The organism is Chitinophaga sp. Ak27 (genome assembly GCF_012726295.1).
Classification (GTDB): domain Bacteria; phylum Bacteroidota; class Bacteroidia; order Chitinophagales; family Chitinophagaceae; genus Chitinophaga.
The window spans coordinates 85,201-105,906 of sequence record NZ_JABAOB010000010.1; the positions used below are offsets into that span (position 1 = coordinate 85,201).

General features: G+C 47.6%; 15 protein-coding genes. 4 read left to right on the forward strand and 11 right to left on the reverse strand.

Annotated features, from left to right (window positions below):
- Positions 1-68: 68 nt before the first annotated feature.
- Together HGH90_RS27165 and HGH90_RS27170 are read left to right on the forward strand one after the other, a co-directional pair.
- The gene (locus tag HGH90_RS27165) at positions 69-2,876 is read left to right on the forward strand and encodes a S8 family serine peptidase (protein ID WP_169192330.1); all 2,808 of its coding nucleotides are present in this window, start codon (positions 69-71) and stop codon (positions 2,874-2,876) included.
- A gap of 364 nt (positions 2,877-3,240) precedes the next feature.
- Positions 3,241-5,457, forward strand: coding sequence for a DUF6055 domain-containing protein (locus tag HGH90_RS27170; protein ID WP_169192331.1), 2,217 nt, complete (start codon positions 3,241-3,243; stop codon positions 5,455-5,457).
- Positions 5,458-5,528: 71 nt separating this feature from the next.
- Here HGH90_RS27170 and lpdA read toward each other — a convergent pair whose 3' ends face one another.
- From lpdA to HGH90_RS27205, 7 genes are all read right to left on the reverse strand, one after another.
- Positions 5,529-6,935, reverse strand: coding sequence for a dihydrolipoyl dehydrogenase (gene lpdA / locus HGH90_RS27175; protein ID WP_169192332.1), 1,407 nt, complete (start codon positions 6,933-6,935; stop codon positions 5,529-5,531).
- Positions 6,936-7,095: 160 nt separating this feature from the next.
- Positions 7,096-7,755 (reverse strand): LolA family protein, encoded by a 660-nt coding sequence (locus HGH90_RS27180; RefSeq protein WP_168740942.1) that lies wholly within the window; start codon positions 7,753-7,755, stop codon positions 7,096-7,098.
- A 134-nt stretch (positions 7,756-7,889) separates the two neighbouring features.
- A complete protein-coding gene (locus HGH90_RS27185) occupies positions 7,890-10,541 on the reverse strand; it encodes an FtsK/SpoIIIE family DNA translocase (protein ID WP_169192333.1) in 2,652 nt (883 codons plus the stop codon).
- A gap of 105 nt (positions 10,542-10,646) precedes the next feature.
- Complete coding sequence (locus HGH90_RS27190) at positions 10,647-12,059, reverse strand: alpha/beta hydrolase family protein (RefSeq protein WP_169192334.1); 1,413 nt, start codon at positions 12,057-12,059, stop codon at positions 10,647-10,649.
- A 13-nt stretch (positions 12,060-12,072) separates the two neighbouring features.
- Positions 12,073-12,465: a DUF423 domain-containing protein gene (locus HGH90_RS27195; RefSeq protein ID WP_169192335.1), complete on the reverse strand. Its 393-nt coding sequence runs from the start codon at positions 12,463-12,465 to the stop codon at positions 12,073-12,075.
- Position 12,466: 1 nt separating this feature from the next.
- Positions 12,467-12,961, reverse strand: coding sequence for a shikimate kinase (locus HGH90_RS27200; protein ID WP_168767197.1), 495 nt, complete (start codon positions 12,959-12,961; stop codon positions 12,467-12,469).
- A gap of 33 nt (positions 12,962-12,994) precedes the next feature.
- Complete coding sequence (locus HGH90_RS27205) at positions 12,995-13,615, reverse strand: 4'-phosphopantetheinyl transferase family protein (protein WP_169192336.1); 621 nt, start codon at positions 13,613-13,615, stop codon at positions 12,995-12,997.
- A 121-nt stretch (positions 13,616-13,736) separates the two neighbouring features.
- Here HGH90_RS27205 and dcd point away from each other — a divergent pair, with 121 nt between their 5' ends.
- Entirely contained in the window at positions 13,737-14,273 is a 537-nt protein-coding gene (gene dcd, locus HGH90_RS27210) for a dCTP deaminase (protein WP_168767199.1), read from the forward strand.
- Between the two features lie 69 nt (positions 14,274-14,342).
- Here the strand turns inward: dcd and HGH90_RS27215 are convergent, their stop codons facing one another.
- Positions 14,343-15,467 (reverse strand): ATP-binding protein, encoded by a 1,125-nt coding sequence (locus HGH90_RS27215; RefSeq protein ID WP_248277077.1) that lies wholly within the window; start codon positions 15,465-15,467, stop codon positions 14,343-14,345.
- Positions 15,436-16,146 carry an RNA ligase family protein gene (locus HGH90_RS27220; protein WP_169192337.1) on the reverse strand — a complete coding sequence of 237 codons (711 nt, stop codon included), beginning with the start codon at positions 16,144-16,146 and terminating at the stop codon, positions 15,436-15,438. The genes HGH90_RS27215 and HGH90_RS27220 overlap by 32 nt, the downstream gene beginning before the upstream one ends.
- A gap of 206 nt (positions 16,147-16,352) precedes the next feature.
- On the opposite strand from HGH90_RS27220, the gene HGH90_RS27225 reads away from it, so the two are divergent.
- Positions 16,353-18,098, forward strand: a complete 1,746-nt coding sequence (locus tag HGH90_RS27225) for a DUF885 domain-containing protein (protein ID WP_169192338.1) — start codon at positions 16,353-16,355, stop codon at positions 18,096-18,098.
- A gap of 110 nt (positions 18,099-18,208) precedes the next feature.
- Here HGH90_RS27225 and HGH90_RS27230 read toward each other — a convergent pair whose 3' ends face one another.
- Positions 18,209-19,429 (reverse strand): DUF4272 domain-containing protein, encoded by a 1,221-nt coding sequence (locus HGH90_RS27230; RefSeq protein WP_169192339.1) that lies wholly within the window; start codon positions 19,427-19,429, stop codon positions 18,209-18,211.
- A 250-nt stretch (positions 19,430-19,679) separates the two neighbouring features.
- On the reverse strand, positions 19,680-20,534 hold the full coding sequence (locus HGH90_RS27235) for a DUF1080 domain-containing protein (RefSeq protein ID WP_168767203.1): 855 nt from the start codon (positions 20,532-20,534) through the stop codon (positions 19,680-19,682).
- Positions 20,535-20,706 lie beyond the last annotated feature (172 nt).

Here is a 20,706-nt window from a genome sequence, read left to right on the forward strand (position 1 = left end):
CAAGTAAAATGCACTAGCTTTAAGCGGCAACAATAAACCAAAATCAAGTACCTGTTGCCCTCCCCCGCATGAAGTTAATAACCGTGAAAATATGGCCCTTACTGGCTTTGCTGCTGTACGCCTGTTACCCCGTTGCTGCACAGCAACAAATGATGGCAGATACAATACCTGCAAGATATGCCGGCGATACTGTTACCGTATCACACCTAAACGGACCCTTTCTCGTAAAATTCAAAATAACGCCCAAAGTCTCTACGCTGCAGCAATTGGGGGTCCTGCAATCGATTACGCGTGTACATTACATTTTACAACAACTGCCGGCCGACAGCATGGTAGTGTATTGTTACCGGGCCAGCCATGCCTATAAGGCCAGCGCTGCATTACTGGTGCAAGTAGAAAAGGCCAGGCCACAGGACAGCGTTATGATGCAGGTACGCTGTATTATTTCGGACAGTCATTTGCCTTATGCCAGCATACAACATTATGCTGCACAATACAGCACCGCCGTAGTGAAAGTAAAGAAGCAAGACTGGCCCGTATTTATCAGTCAACCTGCTATATCCTTTGCCGATATCATCAGGCGTCCTGCCACAGAAATTATCATTAACACCGGTAATCTTACCGCTAACCGCATTAACATCGCGCAGCAACAATTTCCCCTAATACGCGGACAGCGTGTAGCCGTTTCCGTTAAAGAAGACCGTTTCGACACAACAGATATTGATTTACTCGGCAGGTATCTTTCCTCTTCTTATGCATCGTCACAAAACAGCTCTCATGCTTTGATTATGGCTACGCTGATCGGCGGCGCCGGCAATAGCGGCGATAAAGGTCTGGGCGTAGCGCCGGAAGTAAAACTTAGCAGCGCAGATTTTAACAGCAGCCTGCTCCCGGATGACAACAACTATTATACACAAGGAAATATCACCGTACAAAATCACTCTTATGGTACTGCCATCGAAAACTATTATGGGACAGAAGCCGTAGCATATGATCAACAGATCCACGAAGCGGATACGATTGTACATGTGTACTCTTCCGGTAATATAGGCACCCAGGCCGCTACTTCCGGCCGGTACCAGGGGTTGGCGAATTATGCTAACCTGTCCGGCAATTTCAAGCAGGCCAAAAATGTAATTGTAGCAGGCGGTACAGACGATGCATTAAATATGATGTCGCTCAGCTCCCGGGGCCCGGCCTACGACGGACGTATCAAACCCGACATTACTGCTTATGGCCAGGATGGGACCTCCGGCGCTGCAGCCCTTACCTCGGGTGTTGTGGCATTGTTACAGGATGCCTGGCGTCAACAATACAATACTCCCCTGTCATCCGCCCTCGTGAAAGCCGTGATCATTAATAGTGCCCAACGGGCTGCCGGGCTGCTCCCAGCCTATGATCGCGGTTATGGCAACCTGCATGCGCTGGCCGCCTTACAAACAATCCGCGATCACCGGGTACTCCAGGGGAAAGCAGGCAACCAACAGGAAAGCACCTTCCAGATCACCGTTCCGGAGGGCATACAGGAGCTAAAAGTAACCCTTTGCTGGAATGATCCACCCGCCGCCGTAAATGCGCCGCAAGCGCTTATAAACGACCTGGATCTGACAGCGGTAACCGCCGACCGGCGAACCTGGCAACCATGGGTGCTCAATAGTTATCCCCTGGCCGACTCCCTCGCATTGCCGGCAAAACGGGGCCGCGACAGTATCAATAACACAGAACAAATCAGCATCCTGCAACCAGCCAGCGGCGTCATGCAGCTCACTGTAAAAGGCATGCGGATACCTACCGGTACACAACCTTTTTACCTGGCGTATGAATTTACGCCTGTAAAAACTTTCCAGTGGCAAAACCCAGCTCCCGGAACTATATTAGGCGCCGGGCAAACGTTGCCGCTGCAATGGCAAACTACGTATAGTGGTAACAGTGATATTGCCTTTAGTACCGACAGCGGCCGCAGCTGGCTTCCTATTGCTCAACAGGTACCGGTACAACAAGGACTATACAACTGGCCCGTACCGGAACTATTCAGCAAGGTATGGCTGAAATTAACGTTAACGGATACATCGTTTGTCAGTGCGCCTTGTTATATATCACCCACTCTCACTATACATACTGGTTTCAACTGCAACGACAGTGTACTGCTGTACTGGAATGCACAACCGAATGCAGTGGGCTACCAGTTATACACATTGGGCAATGAACAATTAATCCCGTATAGCCAAACACGTGATACCTTTGCGTTCATCACCAAATCGGCGGTGAAGTCCTTATACTTTGCTGTAAGTCCCGTTGCTGCGGCCGGGTGGACGGGCATGCGCAGCTATGCCCTTAATTACAGTCAGCAAGGTGTAGGCTGCTATATAGAAACCCTGCTGGCAGATAAAACTACCGATAACAAAGTGTTGTTGTCGCTCACACTGGGTAGTGATTATCATCTCAAAAAAATTTACTGGGAACGGCTATCGGCCAGGGGCTGGCTTCCGCTGGGAGAGCAATCCATGGGGGGCGCACTCAATTTCAATTATCTCGACAACAGCGTCACAGAAGGATTACAGCGCTACCGCGTAAAACTGGAAACCACTGGCGGCCAATTTATTTACTCAGATCCTGTTGCCGTGGAAATGCTGATCAACAATAATATACTGCTGTTTCCCAATCCCGCTGCCGCTCAGCTATACATCCTCGATAAAGAAACCCGTAGCCGAAAAATGGTTATCACAGATATGAGCGGGCGTATTGTACTGCAGCGTAACCTGGAAGACACCCAGGAGATAGTGCCTTTACAGCAACTGGCTAATGGTGTTTATAACTGCAGTATCTACCTTGACAACAAACGGATTTTCTCCAGGCAGTTTGTAAAGCAACCCTAACAAACATCTCTGGCATCCTCCGTCTCCGGCAATGAGCCGTAGTAGCCTTATTTGTGTCGTCCCGCCTCCTGTAACAGCCATGAGCAACCTTATCGCCGCAGGATAAAATCCGTCAATAACAAGTTAAGATCAGAGAGAAAATAATTATGCTGAATCTTTAATTTTAATTGTCAATAAGACAGTTAAAATTATTTAAACAATTTCACCGGGAAAGATCCGAAAAACCGCGTGTCAAAGAATCAATAGCCCTGTAAATTATCCGGCAAAGACCCGTGCACCCGACTCCCTTACTGTGGCAGGTATCCCCTTTTATATCAACCAATTTTCTGAATTATAATTCCAAACCACACAAACCAATTAACGTATGAAAAAAGTTCTATCCTTTCTTGCCTGTTTGTTCATGACTACGATGCTATCCGCTCAAAAAACGGTCTATATTCCACCAGAATTCAGCACTGATCCTTATCTCTCCACCTGGTCCTGGTCTCGAAGTTACCAGTCGGCCAACTTTGTTGTATTCTGGGGAAATGTAGTAGGCACAGATCCCGCATCCTACAGTGATCCCAACCTGGCTTTTAATCCCGTAGCAGTCTGCGATACGCTGGAAAAAATTTACACCAAATACATTGCGCAAATCGGCTTTTGTTCTGATACCGCTACCAAGAACCTGGGAAAGTATAAACTCATTATTGTAATGAATGATACCTGGGGCAGTGGAGGGCCCAGTGGCTGGGCATTTGGCGGTGCCTATGGCAATACCATTGGCGCTATGTGGGTGCATCCGAATGCCACCCGCGATGGCGGGGTTACCAGTCACGAACTCACACACAGTTTGCAGGCCATGATTGCGATCCAGGAAAACCCCAACTGCGGTTTCAATGATTATGAGCCGGCCGGCTTCTTCTGGGAAACCCATGCCAACTTTATGCGCACACAAATGTATCCCCGTTTTGCGAACGACGATCTTCCCCGGTGGATGGCTACCAGCATGTTCCATTACAGCTCTACACGCCATCATTACGATGCCTTTAAAATGTTGTGGTATATGCAACAGGTAGATGGTATTACCATGGTAAACCGGCTATGGAAAGAATCTATCCGTACCAGTTCATCCGCCGGCGAACACCCGCTGATGACCTACCGGCGGTTAAAAAGCTGGACACAGGCGCAGCTCAACAATTTTATGTTTGATTACGCCAAAAGAGAAGTGGCGTGCGATTACACTGTCAATAACTTCGGGGCTATCTATAAAGCGGAGCGCGATCGCCTCAAAACACAGGAACCGCATTATATCTGGCGCTTATACACCATGCTGCAACAAATAAGCGCCAGCACCGGGAGATATAAGATTGATGATGCCAGTGCTCCGCAAGACTATGGTTATAATATCATTCCCCTGTATACGACCTGTAGTGGCCGTAACGTAACTGTGAAATTCAAAGGGCATACGGAGGTCAACAGCACAGCTGGCTGGCGATACGGCTTTGTAGCCACCCTGGCCGACGGCACCATTTCCCGGTATGGCGCCACTGCTACGGCCAACGAAAGCGAGATCAGTTTCACGATGAACAGTAATGAGAGTCAGCTGTACCTGGTGGTGATGGGGGCGCCTACTACCCACACCAGTTACGTATGGGAACCCGGATGGCCCAAGATCAGGCGTTATCCTTATGAGCTCCGTATAGCCAACGCCGTACCTGAAGGTTACCAGAGCACCTTCCGCGCTGCCTACAAAACCAACGGGCACACACATGCGAACGGAGGTGGATGGGTTGCCAACAGCGCCAGCGTGGCATCTACGGCTTATGTGGGCCCCAAAGCCATAGTGTTGGGTACCTCCAACATCACCGGTTCAGCCCAGATTACCGGCAACGCCTGGGTAGAAAATGCCATCGTAGGCAATACCGTTGCCATCAGCGGCAATGCCAGCATTTACGGAGGTTCCTATACTGGCAGTGCAGTAATTACCGACAATGCCGTGCTCACCAACTGTACCGTTTCCGGTAATGTTAACGTGAAAGGCGATGCGCTGGAATGGGGTGTTACCTTCAGCAATTCCGTGGTAACGGGCGGCGACGCAGAAATCGGCAGCTGTGCTACCAACGGTACCTACCTGCAGGTACCTCATCCGAATAATGGACGTAATGATTGCGACGGCAAAGGCGCCGGCGATACTTCTAACGTGGACATCAACAGCACCTGGACCCAGTTTACTAATGCACAGATGGCCTGGAGCAGCACCCCGTCTTGTAATGGTACCCTCAATACTAGTCTGGATAGCAGCGTTTTAATGCCGGCATTCGCTAAAACGGGCAGCAGTACCGGCGATACCCGCATACATATTTTCCCTAACCCGGTGAGCAACCAGTTTACCATTACCCTACAGGGATTTGCTGCCAACAGTAATGTGCAATTGATTATTTACAACAACCAGGGTGCGCCGGTACATGTAAAAGACCTGCAGCGTAGCAGAACCGCTACCTTGCGGGTGAAAGACTGGAGCAAGGCCAGTGGCGTATATTATCTGCGGGCCACAGGAGGCAATAAAACAGCCATAGAGAAGCTGGTCGTAGCTGAATAACGGCAACCGATAAAGCAAAACAGCCGCTCTGATCAGATCAGAACGGCTGTTGCTGTATTTACAATGTATTATTACAGGTGAATGGCTTCGCCGTAAGCTACTTCTATGGCGTCTTTTACAGATTCGCTCATAGTTGGGTGCGGGTGGATAGAATCCAGCACTTCCTGGTAAGTAGTTTCCAGTTTGCGAGCTACTACTGTTTCAGCGATGATTTCAGTTACGTTGGCGCCAATCATGTGGGTACCTAACCATTCGCCGTATTTAGCATCGAAAATTACTTTTACGAAGCCTTCAGTAGCGCCGGCAGCAGAAGCCTTACCGGAAGCGGAGAATGGGAATTTACCCACTTTCACTTCGTAACCAGCTTCTTTAGCCGCTTTTTCAGTATAACCTACAGAAGCAATTTCAGGCGCGCAATAAGTACAGCCTGGGATGTTCATGTAATCGATCGTTTCTGGTTTGTGCGCATATTTCTTTTCGTTGTATGCGATGGCTTCTACGCAAACGATACCTTCCTTAGAAGCTACGTGTGCCAGTGCCTGACCAGGAACCATATCGCCGATAGCGTAAACGCCCGGAACATTGGTCTGGTAGTATTTATCTACCAGTACACGGCCTTTATCGGTTTTGATACCCAGTCCTTCCAGACCGATATTTTCGATATTGGCAGCGATACCTACCGCGCTCAGTACCACGTCTGCTTCCAGGGTAATTTCGCCGGTCTGGGTTTTTACTTTTGCTTTTACACCGTTACCAGTGGCTTCCACCGCTTCAACAGAGGCGTTAGTCATGATATCGATACCTTTCTTTTTATATATTTTTTCCAGTTCTTTGGAGATATCTTCATCTTCCACTGGTACAATGCGGGGGAGGAATTCAACGATGGTTACTTTGGTACCGAGGGTAGCATAGAAGTAAGCGAATTCAACGCCGATAGCGCCGGAGCCAACCACGATCATGGATTTAGGCTGCTGAGGCAGTACCATGGCTTCGCGGTAACCAATTACATTTTTACCGTCAATTTTCAGGTTTGGCAGTTCACGTGCACGTGCACCGGTAGCCAGGATGATGTGTTTAGCATCGTATACAGTAGCTTTACCGTCTTTGTCGGTAACTTCTACCTGGCCTTTGGCTTTTAATTTACCATTGCCCATTAACACATCAATCTTATTCTTTTTCATCAGGAACTGAACGCCCCTGCTCATTTTATCGGCAACACCGCGACTACGTTTGATGACCGCATCAAATTCTACTTTTGCATCACTTACTGTGATACCATAGTCTTTTGAATGCTGGGTATATTCGAATACCTGTGCAGTTTTTAATAAAGCTTTGGTTGGAATACAGCCCCAGTTTAAACAGATACCACCCAGGTTCTCTCTTTCCACTACTGCAGTTTTAAATCCCAGCTGAGAAGCACGGATAGCAGCCACATATCCGCCGGGCCCACTACCAATTACGATTACGTCGTATGCCATATTGTTTAATTTTAAATTGAACTGGCCAAAGGTAAAGAAATAAGCGGAAAGCAGAAAGCAAAAAGCAAAAAGCTATTGTGGAGGATGATCAAAGCGATTTTTAACACCCGCTAAGGTCATCCTCCACAATAGCTTTTTGCTTTCTGCTTTATGCGTTATGTTATCGGAGATCTACTACTTCAACGCCAGGATATTTTTTAGCATCGAAGCTAAACAATGCGTCACTCAAATTGGTGTTAGGCGTGAAATTGGTGATTTCATAAGTGTAGTGGTTGCCATTCTTTTCAAAAACCTTCATTTTGGCAATGCTTTGGTTTTTCTTGTCGATAGACACAATCACTTTGAAAACGTTCTTGGATTTGTCGGTGGGCGTCAGCTCAATATTCTGCAGCACTTTACCTTTTTCGGTAGTTTCACCGTTCAGCTTGTACAGATAATCTTTGTCGTAAAAGTTGGTAAACAGCTTGGCGGGCGTCATGGCGCTACTGCTTTGATCTACGTTGTTGACAGTTACCTCGTTTACATCTTTAGCGTAAGTCCAGGAAGTTTTGTTATCACTGATAATTTCCTGTCCCGGTAAGGTTACTTTGTATTTAGCTCCTTTCAGGTATACGGTTCCTTTTTTTGAATCGGTTACGCTGTTATTGGCGCCTTCTACTTTTAATATAAAATTGGCTACTACTGTTTTTAATGACTTGAATTTATTACTAACACCATCTAAAACAGTCTTTGCCTTGGGGTCTGAAGCTCCTTTAGATTGTGCCATGCCGCTGAAAATGATACCACTCAACAACATTCCTGTTAATACAAATTTCTTCATCGTAATTTTTTTTAGTTTGTGCTACCCTGGCTAGGCAAATGCCATGCCGGTATAACCTTGTTGGTTCTTTTACAGGGTGCAAAAGTCTATATATTTCCTGAAAATGGGTAATAAATTCCGAATGCCTTAATATATTATAACAAATTATTAAGGATTTCCTGAAGTTCACTTTCGGTCCTTACCAGCACTTCCCTTGCCTTGCTTCCCATATTGGGGCCTACGATATTAGCAGCTTCCAGCTGGTCCATGAGGCGGCCTGCCCGATTGTAGCCCAGTTTCATGCGGCGCTGCAACAAAGACGTAGATCCCTGCTGGGTGGTAACGATTACCTGGGCAGCTTCTTCAAACAGCGGATCGCGGTCGGCGATGCTGAGCTCCTTGCCGTCGGGATCCTTGTCATCTACATATTCCGGTAACAGGAAGGCATCGGGGTAGCCTTTTTGGTTGCCGATAAATTCTGCCACGCTCTCTACCTCTGGCGTATCTACGAATGCACATTGCAGGCGCACCAGCTCGCCATTGAACGACACGAGCATATCTCCCTGTCCTATCAGCTGCTCGGCGCCGCCGATATCGAGGATGGTGCGGGAGTCGATTTTAGACGACACCTTGAAAGCCACGCGGGCCGGAAAGTTAGCCTTGATGGTACCGGTAATAATGTTAACCGACGGGCGCTGGGTGGCAATGATCAGGTGGATACCCACTGCGCGGGCCAGCTGCGCCAAACGGGCAATCGGCATTTCCACCTCTTTACCGGCCGTCATAATCAAGTCAGCGAACTCATCCACTACCAGGACGATAAATGGCAGGTAACGATGCCCCTTCAGCGGGTTCAGGCGCCGTTGGGTGAATTTACCGTTATACTCCCGGATATTACGGGTGCCTGCTTCTTTCAGCAGGTCGTAGCGCAGGTCCATCTCAATACAAAGCGCATTGAGGGTATGGATTACTTTTTTGGTATCGGTAATGATGGCATCATCCTCACCTGGCAGTTTCGCCAGGAAATGCTTCTCGATAAGTTTATAAAGGGAAAGTTCTACCTTTTTCGGATCTACCAATACAAACTTTAACTGGGAAGGATGTTTTTTATAAAGCAGCGATACCAGCAGCGTATTGATACCTACCGATTTACCCTGACCGGTGGCACCTGCCATCAGCAAGTGAGGCATTTTAGCCAGGTCGGCAATAAAGTTTTCATTGTCGATTTTCTTACCAATGGCAATAGGCAGGTCCATAGTACTGGTTTGGAATTTTTCCGAGGCCAGCATATTCTTCAGCGATACGATCGACTTCTTCACATTAGGCACTTCTATACCGATGGTACCTTTGCCCGGAATAGGCGCAATGATACGGATACCCAATGCCGATAAGCTCAGCGCGATATCGTCTTCCAGGTTTTTAATCCGGGAAATACGTACACCGGCAGCCGGTACTATTTCATACAGGGTAACTGTAGGGCCTACGGTAGCACTGATTTTCTGTATGGAGATGTCATAGTTCTTGAGCGTGTCGATGATCTGGTTCTTATTCTTCTCCAGTTCTGTAGTGTCCTGAACAATTACCTTATCGGCATTATGATTCTCCAGCAGGTCCAGCGTAGGGAATTTATAGTCTCTCAGGTCCAGCGAAGGATCAAAAGGATCAACAGGTTCCACGGGGCGGGAAGGTACTACTTCTTCTACCTCATCTTCTTCGTCCTGGTAGGTGGGTTTTATTTCGAAGGCTACTTCACCCGGCTCATTCTTTTTCTTCAGCGGTGGAAGCGGTGGTTCTACTTTTTCTTCTATATACAGTAGTGGTCCGGGGTCTTCTTCCTCCTCTTCTTCTTCCTCTTCGAGAGATAATTCATCGTCAAATGCTTCTTCCGATTCGGGCATTGCTACAGGAGCCGCTGCTGGCGGCATGTAGGGCGCATGGGAAGGGATAACGGTGATGTCTTCTTTTTCTACCAGTTGCAATGGTGGCAGTCCTTCTTCATCTTCTTCATCTTCCAGGTGTGGCGGGATCACCATCACCCCATTATCTTTGAGTCCATTTTTTCGCGGATCTTCTTTCGCGGCTACCGGCGTAGCAGTAGTGGCTGCCTGTGGTACGGGCGCAACAGGAGTAGCTGCCGGCATGGGTTTCGGTGGTTTGATTTTCTTCTCTGGCCATTTGAAGCTGAAATTAAATTTCCAGATCAACCAGGAAAAGCCCACTACCAGGAGTAACAGCGCTGTACCGGTTTTGCCTACAAAACCGGTAGTCCATTTATTCAGGGCATCGCCCAGGGCGCCTCCCCAGGGGAAGTTATTACCACCGGCAACAAACGCCATTGCCATACTGATAAAGAGCAGGCCGAAGAGAATATACTTTACATTGCGCCAAACGCGGAATACGCGCCGGCCTACGATAAAGTTGATGCCAATGATAAAGAAGAAATAGCAAAACAGGTAGGCTGCAATACCCACCCCATAAAAGAAAAAGTTGTGCGATACATAAGCGCCGAGGCGGCCCAGCAGGTTATCGACTTTTACATCTCCGAAAAATAATTCCCGGGTAGAATAATGAAATATCTTATCCTGGTCGTCTTCCCAGGTAAACAGGTAAGAAGTGAATGCAATAAAGCAGTAAACAGACAGTAAGAGGAAGAATACCCCCATGACTTTGTGGGTACGTTCATCTTTTACGAGCTCTTTTACTTTTACCTCAGGCTCCTTGTCTTTCTTCAACACATCGGGACTAGGTGCGGCGCCTTTCGGTTTCTTGTTTTCCGGTTTTTCGGTTTTCAGTTTATTCCTGGACATAATTAGCTTTTAGCTGTTACTGCCAGCTGCGAGCCTTCAGTATAATGACTGATACTAAACGGTGACAGCAGTGTAACTTCAATTTGGGATTACCTGGGTGGTCAATTACAACTGTAAGATCCAGTGTGTAATAAATGCCGGCACCAGGGGATCAATGGTTTGTTCCAGTTCTCCATATTCACTTTCTCTACAGGTTTTACAACGTTGGAACAGATGGTTTAGTCCATCAAATTTACGTATTGTCGTCAGCAGATTACCATATTCATTTAAAGAGCGGCTGATAGCATTCAGATTAGCCGTGGCATCTACCTGTATGTCTTCTGTACCATTAATGGCCATAACCGGGCATTTGATCTGCCTCAGGTATTCGGCCGGTTTAAAGCGCAATATAGAAATAGCTTCCGGTGTTAGCGTCATAGCGGTAGATTGTACCATTTCGTCTTCCGTAAGCTGTTTTTTCTCTTCTTCGCTGGAGCTCTGGTATAATTTCCTGAGCATGGCTTCAGCTGCTGGTTTCAGGGAAGCCAGGTCACGATCGCTGGCCAGCAGGTCCCAATAGGGCTTCAGCCGTTTCTGACTGGCAATAATGGCACTGTCGCTATCCCCCGCCAGTTTACTTTTAATGGCCAGCTGCCGGTCTACCAGTTCGCGTCCGGGTAGGCCCGGACCGGCCATAGATATCACAAATGCCACCAGTGGGTTGTTGGCCGCTGCAATTTCCGCAATCATGGCGCCTTCACTGTGTCCCAGCAGTCCTATATTAGCTACATCCACATCCGTCCTCGTTTTCAGATACCCCATTGCTGTAATAGCATCGTGAGCGAAGTCGTAAATGGACGAGGAATCATACACACCGGTGGAATTACCCACGCCTCTGTCGTCGTACCGCAGTGAAGCTATGCCATTACGGGCAAAATAATCGGCCAATACCAGGAAAAGTTTATGCCCGGCAATTTCTTCATCCCGGTTCTGCGGCCCGGAGCCACTTAACATCACCACTACCGGGTATTTCCCGGGAGCTGCCGGACGGGTAAAGGTTCCTGATAAAGATACTTTATCCTTGATATTATTAAACCTGACTTCCTGTGTCAGGTAAGGAAACGGTGGTTTAGGCTCCTGTGGCCGGTGATACAGCTCTTCCTTCGTCACTTCCTTCTTTCCCAGGTCCAGTGCGCCTTTATCATTTCCAAAACTGGCGATGCCTTTAAATTGTCGGTTCACGGCATCCCATACGCCGGAGTAGGCAAATCCAACTTCACTAATACGCAATAGCAGCGTGTCTTTCCTGTATACGACCGTTTCGATATCCAGCGTTTCTGACTCAGGCAGGTCGGGCAACTGTAGATGCCCAGTGTACCCGGCGCCATCGGGCTGCAAATCGACTATCACCCTTTTCTTTTCGCCATAGTACAGTTTAAAGACCCCATACCACTTACCGGTCATCGCCGGGTTATCCTGTGCCATTGTCGTTGAACCTACCAGGCAACCCAGTATTAACACCCAAAAACCTTTAAACATACAAAGCTCCTGTTTATGCTTTTAATTTCAGAATGCCTGACAGCAAGCAAATCCAACCTGCTATAAAGAATACACCACCAATGGGGGTGAGAATACCAATACCTCTTAATCCAACATTACCTGTCATTTTCAATACTGTAAGCAGGTATAGTGATCCAGAAAACAGGAGTATGCCAATAATAAAACATCTTCCTGCCCATTCCAACTGGCCGCCGGGGAGTTGTGCAAAAAGAATTCCTGTAGCTAATAACGCAAAAACATGATAAAACTGATAAGTAACGCCAGTCTGAAAAGTAGATACAGTTTCCGGAGGCACCAGCTCTTTCAGCTTATGTGCACCAAATGCACCTAAGACAACTGCCAATGCGCCTAATACTGCCGCCCAAACTAAAAAACTCTTATGCATACTAGAAATTTTGCGTAAAGGTATCCAATGAAATATTATCCGATGAAATGATGTGCTGTGATTGCTGATAGAAGGGCAGTCGCTCTGCCAGTTTCTTTTCCACGAATCCAACCAGGTCTTCACCTTCCAGGTCGGCAATCAGCGGGCGTTTGGATTTTTTGCGCTCCAGCCGTTCTACCATGGTTTCCAGGGAAGGATTGATCCAGATGGTAGTCCCATGTGCATTCATAAAGTCCATGTTTTCCTGGAAACAGGGAGTACCACCTCCGCAAGAGATTAGGAAATTTTCCTGTTCAGACAATTCCCGGAGCAGTGCACTTTCGCGCTCCCGGAAATAATCTTCCCCTTTAGTGGCAAAGATGTCGGCAATGGCCATTTCTTCTGCCTCTACAATTACTTCATCCAAATCGTAGTAAGGAAGCTGCCAGTGATCTGCCAGCTGTTTCCCCCAGTAGGATTTGCCGGCGCCCATAAAACCTAGTAAATATATCTTCATAAATAACGCAACAGTGCTTAATAAATCCTTTCCTCACGCAGGATTAGTCCATGCCAGGCATAGGTCATTTTCCATAATATATTGCAAATATAACCGGGTATTTGTATCCTCTTTGTTAAAATCGGCAGTAATAAAACCAGCCTGTTGATAAACAAAGGGATGCAGCCGCATATTTTCTTTAAAATCAACACTTCCCAGGCCATACCATTTAAACATGGCCTCTTTGGCGCTCCAGCAGATGGTTTTGTGGGCCAGGTCATGTGCCGGGTCTATAAACGATCTTTCTGCCTGGCCGAGGAACTTATGTGATACCCTTTCAATTTTGGGCTTCACTTCTTCAATATCTATGCCTACCGCCGCTTTAGTACTCACAATAGCCGCGGCATAGTCGCCACAGTGGGAAATGGAAAAATGATAGCTATTGCAGGCCAGCACTGGCTTTCGGCTGTTTGTAACCATAATACCGTGCACTGGAAATTCCGGAAAAAGCATTACCAGTAAGTATCTTCCCGCAAAATGCTGCAGCCGTTTATGCGGGTGATGGATAGCGGGACTGATATTTACCTGCTGCCGGAAAAAGTCTTCTGTCTCTGTGATCTTCCATACTCCCAGCCTGGTTTCCGGTTCAATTTGTATCGTTCGTATTAATGGCATATCTTGCCAAATTAAAGCAAAAAAGCAGAAAAAACAGTTTTTGGCGCTTCGTCTTTAACGAAACCCTAACAGCTGAAAATCAAAAGCTAACACTACAGCTCACTAAAACCAAACGACTAAGATGATTTTGTCAGACAAACGGATCCTGGAGGAAATTGAAAAAGGCACTATCGTTATTGCTCCTTATGACCGGAAATACCTGGGTACCAATTCCTATGATGTACACCTGGGCAAGCACCTGGCTACCTATAAAGACCGGGTGCTGGATGCGCGGAAACACAATGAAATAGAGCATTTCGAAATACCTGAAGAAGGCTATGTTTTACAACCAGGCACCCTGTACCTGGGCGTAACAGAAGAATATACCGAAACACATGCACATGTTCCCTTCCTGGAAGGTAAGTCCAGCACAGGCCGTTTAGGTATCGATATCCACGCTACCGCCGGTAAAGGCGATGTGGGTTTCTGCAATACCTGGACCCTGGAAATTTCCTGCGCCCAACCGGTGCGTATATACGCCGGTATGCCCATTGGCCAGCTGATTTATTTTGTGGTGGAAGGAGAAGTAGAAACACTCTACAACCGGAAAGGCAACGCCAAATATAATGGCCGCACGGTAAAGCCGGTTGAAAGCATGATGTGGCGCAACGAATTTTAAGTAAAGCGGAAGGCAGAAAGCGTAAAGCAAAAAGCTTTACGCTTTCTGCCTTCCGCTTCTTTGGGCGCATTACTCCACAGCTATGATCTTCACGTGGTGCGCTTCTGTAATGGCCGGTACTTCCAGCTTATTGATCAACCGCTCCATGGCCGCCAACGGCACTACTGCCTCCCGCTGTTTATTTTGCTGTAACAGCTTTGCTGCGGGCACCTCTACATATACAATCGTTACCTCTGCCTGGTAAATACTAAACAATCCCATTAACTGTTCCCTCATCTGGCGGGTAATGTTGGTCGCATTCCATACAAAGGGTTGTTTGTTACGGAGATATATCCTGGCCGATTCCTTCGCGGCCTGGATCACTGTACCATTGCCGCTTTTATCGGTGGGCTTTATTTTCATCTCTTGCCGGATATCATCCAGGGAGATGACCGGCAGGTGCGGGAAATGTTGCCGTACATAGGTATCCTTTCCCGCACCGGGGAGGCCGCTCATCATAATCACCGATGTTTGCGGCTGTTCAAACGGTACATAGTCCGGCGAGCTGCCTGTTTTATACAGGTAATGCATTTTCGCCTGGCTGGTAGCAAAAGCGCGGGGTTGTCCCCAGCAATCGTTTTCCCGGCACAGCTCTTCAAAGCAATCTACTTTATACAGCAGTGCCTCCTGGTCGGTGCAATAACGCCCGAGGGCATCGGCCCTGGCCAATAATGCCAACAAGGCGGTATTTACTTCAAGGCTGGCGCTGATAACAGCTTTCCGGGGATCCGGATTTTCGAATACCCATAGCGGCAGGCCGTGATAGCGTACCAGTTTGGCGATCTGTTCGCGTATGGCAAACGGTGCAGGCACTTCCCGGTAAAGGATTTGCCTGGTACGTGCTTCTCCTTTGCGGGCATGTCCTGCCGAGGTGATACTACCATCGGGCTCCACTACCGTAGTGCTGTATTTTTCCACGTCGTGCAGCAGGGCGGCCGCCCACATGATTTCCCGGGTTGCAGGCAACAACGCTTGGTAACCGGGCAGTTCCGCCAGGGCAGCCAGCACCATCTGCGTATGTACGGCCACGTTCCCCTCGGCATGATGCCGGGCATCCTGTGGCACCTCCTGCATTACCCTTACCCATTCGAAGTCCTGCTCCAGCCGGGTCCAGTCTTTATGTTCACTTAATTGCCACATAGTTACCTCCTTCATGATTTAATTTAGCACGGCGCCAATGCCTGGTCCAGTGCTGGTCGGTTTTAACATGCCCTTTCCGGACGTATTTAAACACATTATTTGCAAAATCGCTCACCGCGTATTCATCGGCATTGCGTGATACTATCCCTTCTATAGTAGTAGGCTGACTGGTATGCACATCGTAGGGTTCGAAGGTACCACGGCCGTTCACCAGCGCCATGATATCCTGTTCGAAATCTTTTCGTGCAGGCGGCGGGGTTACCCGCTTTATTTCCGGTACCACCGGTAAGTTCAGCATAGCGGCATAAAACCTGGTTTCTTCCCAGCTGAGCCAACGGTGCCCCTCACGGATACCAAATACATAGAAATGGTGATCCAGGTGACGGTATTCGATAGAATGTACTGCGTACAGGTTCTCCAGGAAAATTTCCAGGTCGCCCAGGTCATTCTTAATACTTTGCCAATAGCGGCGTATGCTTTCCGTCCATGCCGATGTGGTGGGCGCCGCGTGTGAGCGCGCAAAGACACCGTGGCGGGAAAGACAATTATTTTCACCATCCAGTTTTTCCGTGTGAATCAGCACCGGGATTTGCTGCAACAGCGGCCAGTAGCCATGTTGAATGCGGTCATCGCTGGTAGTGCCGGGCGAAAACGGATAATGCCAGGTACGGCCATATTTTTGAGAAATTGCCATGTTATCAGGGTTTGAATTAAACAATCGTATCACAGGCCGGTTCCGGAACGGAACGGCTAAAGGAATAAATTAATATGCCTGTGACATTACATGGCTCAAGTGTTAATCGTGTTTAATCAATGAGCCGCAAAAATAAAGAAAATAATTAAATAGTATATTACGTCAGCTTTGAAACAACCAGGCACCCACAACAACCAGCTAACACCATGAGAAAACTCCTCCTTTACGCTACTGCAGCAGCAGCCCTGGCGTCGTGTAACAACGGCGGTGGCGGAAGCCAGAAAAATGGCATAGATAGTATAGCCAACATCGCCTTCAACAGTTATGAACAACGGTTTATCGACGCCTTGTGGAAACACAATCCCGATTGGGCTACCAGTGTAGGCTACCACAAGTACGACTCCGTTTTAATCGTTCCTGACAGCTCCGCTACGCAGGCACAACTGGCCTTTGCACAACAACAACTGGATTCCCTGAAATCTTTTGACCTGGCCACTTTAAACGATGCCAACAAAATCGATTATCAGCTCATCCAAAATTACCTGCAATCCGTTCAATGGTCCGTGAATGAATTGAAGAGCAACGAGTGGGACCCCGCTGGCTACAATGTAAGCAGCACGTTCGCATTTATACTGAACGAAAACTATGCACCACTGGAATCGCGGTTACGCAGCTTTGCCGCCAGGTTACAGCAGGTACCGGCCTATTACGAAGCAGCTAAGAAAAGAGTGAAAGATCCGGTACCTGAACTCACCGCATTGGCCATCGATCAAAACAATGGCGGAGCGTCTGTATTTGAGAAAGACTTTGCCGATTCCCTGAAGAAAACCAGTATCCCCGCCGCAGAACAGGCCACTATGCTGGCCAGCGCCCAAGCAGCTTCCAAAGCCATCCATGATTATGCAGGCTGGCTGAAAGCGCTGAAACCAGAACATCCCCGGAGCTTCCGGTTGGGCAAGGCTTTATACGAACAGAAATTTAAATTCGATATACAATCTTCTTCCAGCGCCACCGCCATCTATGAAGCAGCGCTACAGCGGAAAGCTTTTGTACATGGCGAAATGACAAAGATCAGCCGCCAGCTGTGGCCGAAATATTTTGGACGGGCGCCCATGCCGGCGGATTCGCTCGAACTGGTAGGACGTATGATAGACACGCTTTCCGTACAACACGTGAAGCCGGAAGAATTTCAATCGGCCATTGAAAAGCAAATACCCGTGCTGATAAGCTTTATCAAGGAAAAAAACCTCTTGTATTTAGATTCCACCAAACCACTGGTGGTGCGTAAAGAGCCTGCATATATGGCCGGTGTAGCCGGTGCTTCCATCAGTGCCCCCGGCCCGTACGACAAGGGTGGCAATACTTATTACAATGTAGGCAGCCTGGAAGGGTGGCCTAAAGAAAGAGCAGAAAGTTACCTGCGCGAGTACAACAAATACATCCTGCAAATCCTGGATATCCATGAAGCCATACCAGGGCATTATACCCAGCTGGTATATGCCAACCAATCACCCAGTCTCATTAAATCACTGATGGGCAATGGCGCTATGATTGAAGGATGGGCTGTGTATACCGAGCAAATGATGCTCGACAATGGCTATGGCCACGATGAGCCGGAAATGTGGCTGATGTGGTACAAATGGAACCTGCGCACGGTATGTAATACGATACTGGATTACAGCGTTCACGTGAAAGATATGAGTAAAGAAGACGCCATTCACCTGTTGACTAAAGAAGCTTTCCAACAGGCAGCTGAAGCGGAAGGAAAATGGAAAAGGGTGAGTGTTACCAGTGTACAGCTGACCAGCTACTTCACCGGGTACAAGGAAATCATGGACCTGCGGGATGCTTATAAAAAGTTGCAGGGCAAGGACTACAACCTGAAAACATTTAATGAAAAATTCCTGAGTTATGGTAGTGCACCAGTTAAATATATTCGCCAGCTAATGTAGAGAGGAAAGCATAAAGCAAAAAGCTATTGTAGCGTGTGAACTTAGCGAGTATTTAAAATTCGCTTTGGTCATTCTTCACAATAGCTTTTTGCTTTATGCTTTCCGCTCTATCAAGTATCGCAGCTAACATCGTCCCACTCCTGGTTCCTGTAGGTAATCAACCAGTTTAGCGCATAATGTCTTTCATAAATCAGGCCTGGTGGTAGCGGCGAGGGCTCTTTTTTTACACGGGCATTCACACAGGCCCAATCGGCGCGGTAATACAGATCGTTGGCATCGAGTATTTCAGTTGCCGAACGTAGTTCCGTTGCTGCATCTAAAAAGGCCGCCGGATCTACGTCGGGTCCGCGGAATGGGAATACGTCCTGTGGCACCATATTGAGATCACAGAGTGCATCCATTTCCCCCAGTGCCGGTATTTTCTTCAATGCCCATAGCAGCACCCAGATATCTTCACATTTCCAGGTTTCTCTTTTTCTTAATTCTTCCTGCGGATCGGCCAGGAAGGCTTTTTCACCAGCCGTGGTGTGTTCCCAGAGGTGGTAACGTTGCAGGTAACCGATAATTTCCGGCGCTTCTATATAACCAAAAGCCACTGTATTAATAGCCGCCAATATGGCTGCGCGGATAGCTACTTCGCGGGTGGTGCGCAGTTGCACGGTCAACTCGTCTTCAATGGCTGGTAGCCATGCAATGGTCGGCACGTTCATGGCATTAAGTTGCGCAATATTGCGCTCCCGCCGCGCCAATGCCTGGTTTGAAGCCGTTCGCTCGCCGTCAAAATATTTAGCATCGATATTTACCGGGAGCGCTGTAGCAGTAGAGCGGCCATTTACATCGAGCAACAATGCCCCGGTTTTATCCCAAAAGCCTTGTACGTCTGTTTTAAAAATGGTGGTATCTCCACTAAAGAAAATGCCATCCAGCTTCTGGGCCAGCTCCAGGATTACGGTTTTGTTTTCTTCGGTGAAAGCCGGGTCACCCACAATACCGATTTCAGTATTCAGCGTGGCTATTTTTGCCAACAGCAATTCTTTCAATTTCGAATTATCGGCAGGCAGTCCTTGTACAAATCCGTACATACCGCGCAGGTTAGTGACTACCGGGTCATCGTTGTGTTCCAGCTGGTAGCCTGGGATAGCCCGCTGACGATAAGTAAATGTGAGGCTATTGCCTTTACGGAAGAGTGTTTTCCCGGTGGTAACCATTAACTGTTCCCATTGATGGGCGGGGCCGGTTATCTTCACTCCTTTTTCTCCGAAATGTGTTTGCAGGTGGGTTAACACTTGCTGCATGTTTGTTTCATGCGTGTAGAGGGTACAATTTTCCATGCTATTCTTTTCGAGGGCACAAAGTTAGCCATAAGCGGGCATAAATGGTATTGGATTTGCCTTTATTTGATAAAGGTAGATAGGAAAACAACGGCGGATTTTATTTTCTTCATCATAAACTTAGGACATATGAAAAACAAAACCTTGCCAGTCGTGACTGTCTGTTTATTACTTTTGGCAGCAGCATGTGTACCGCCCCGGCGTTCCAGACCGCCAAGACCACCAAGGCCTCGTCTTCAAATGAATATTATTACTTTCCCTGCTTTGTCTTGTTACGGTTTTGCAGCTGGTGAAGTATTTTATTTAGTTTAACGGGATCGTTCATATAGGGAGAAAGGTCGAAGAGTTCTACCTTTCTGAAAGCAACGGGGTGGCTTTCACTTTGCAGGGAGATAGATCCTTCTGTCAGTAAACGGCCTTCCTGCAGTAACTCGGGTTTCGCGTGTGACACTGAGCCACCGCCTACCTGGGGTTTATTATATACGATGACCGTATCTCCTTCTACGATATGTTTAATCACAGAATCGCGCAGTACCAGGGCTTCAATATGTACCCACTGATCGCCGTGATAGGTTTTGGAAGTAGAGCTGATGCAGTGTTCTTTGATGAGTTTACCATTCATTACCACGTTGGTTCCTGGTGTACAAAGGTTACAGGTAGAGCGCGGATCGGTGCCATTGCCACCCAGCAGTTGCTCTTCCAGGGAGATGGGGAAATCCTGGTCCTTCGTCATACTAGCGGCTGTTTGTCCGTGTAACATTACGCCACTATTGCGGTAAGCCCATCCCGGTCCGCCTTTCACCTGGTCGCCGGTAAATTTGTATTCTACTACCAACAGGTAGGCGGAGAAATTCTTTTTATAGAAGATATGTCCAAATTGTCCGTTGAAATCATCGTAGTGATCATAGCTTACTTTAAGCATACCGCTGTCTACCCGGAAAGTATTGCCAAAGTTATCATTCAGGTCATGCCCGGTTATTTTGACATCCCAGTTTTTCAGGTCTTTCCCATTAAAGAGTTTCAGCCACTTATTAGGTGCTATTTCTTTCTGGGCGGCGCTTTGGAGACCAGCTAACAACAATAACGCGGTCAATGTTTTTTTCATATGTTCTTTTATTTAATGAGTTAAGATAAACGATCGGCCAGAGAAATACAAGGCGAATAGGAATGCCGGTTAAAATACCTGTTAAGAGTGTGTAAGAAAATACGCACCGTACCCGATGTGCCACAGGTCGAAACAGGGCTCGTATATATTTATCTCCCTAACAGTCAACTAT

Bases quoted from the DNA above. Each gene is read 5' to 3' on its own strand.
- HGH90_RS27190 (WP_169192334.1), bottom strand. From the start codon at position 12,059: ATGTTTAAAGGTTTTTGGGTGTTAATACTGGGTTGCCTGGTAGGTTCA.
- HGH90_RS27170 (WP_169192331.1), top strand. From the start codon at position 3,241: ATGAAAAAAGTTCTATCCTTTCTTGCCTGTTTGTTCATGACTACGATG.
- HGH90_RS27185 (WP_169192333.1), bottom strand. From the start codon at position 10,541: ATGTCCAGGAATAAACTGAAAACCGAAAAACCGGAAAACAAGAAACCG.
- HGH90_RS27180 (WP_168740942.1), bottom strand. From the start codon at position 7,755: ATGAAGAAATTTGTATTAACAGGAATGTTGTTGAGTGGTATCATTTTC.
- HGH90_RS27205 (WP_169192336.1), bottom strand. From the start codon at position 13,615: ATGCCATTAATACGAACGATACAAATTGAACCGGAAACCAGGCTGGGA.
- HGH90_RS27235 (WP_168767203.1), bottom strand. From the start codon at position 20,534: ATGAAAAAAACATTGACCGCGTTATTGTTGTTAGCTGGTCTCCAAAGC.
- HGH90_RS27225 (WP_169192338.1), top strand. From the start codon at position 16,353: ATGAGAAAACTCCTCCTTTACGCTACTGCAGCAGCAGCCCTGGCGTCG.
- HGH90_RS27200 (WP_168767197.1), bottom strand. From the start codon at position 12,961: ATGAAGATATATTTACTAGGTTTTATGGGCGCCGGCAAATCCTACTGG.
- HGH90_RS27165 (WP_169192330.1), top strand. From the start codon at position 69: ATGAAGTTAATAACCGTGAAAATATGGCCCTTACTGGCTTTGCTGCTG.
- HGH90_RS27220 (WP_169192337.1), bottom strand. From the start codon at position 16,146: ATGGCAATTTCTCAAAAATATGGCCGTACCTGGCATTATCCGTTTTCG.
- HGH90_RS27195 (WP_169192335.1), bottom strand. From the start codon at position 12,465: ATGCATAAGAGTTTTTTAGTTTGGGCGGCAGTATTAGGCGCATTGGCA.
- HGH90_RS27215 (WP_248277077.1), bottom strand. From the start codon at position 15,467: ATGAAGGAGGTAACTATGTGGCAATTAAGTGAACATAAAGACTGGACC.
- dcd (WP_168767199.1), top strand. From the start codon at position 13,737: ATGATTTTGTCAGACAAACGGATCCTGGAGGAAATTGAAAAAGGCACT.
- lpdA (WP_169192332.1), bottom strand. From the start codon at position 6,935: ATGGCATACGACGTAATCGTAATTGGTAGTGGGCCCGGCGGATATGTG.
- HGH90_RS27230 (WP_169192339.1), bottom strand. From the start codon at position 19,429: ATGGAAAATTGTACCCTCTACACGCATGAAACAAACATGCAGCAAGTG.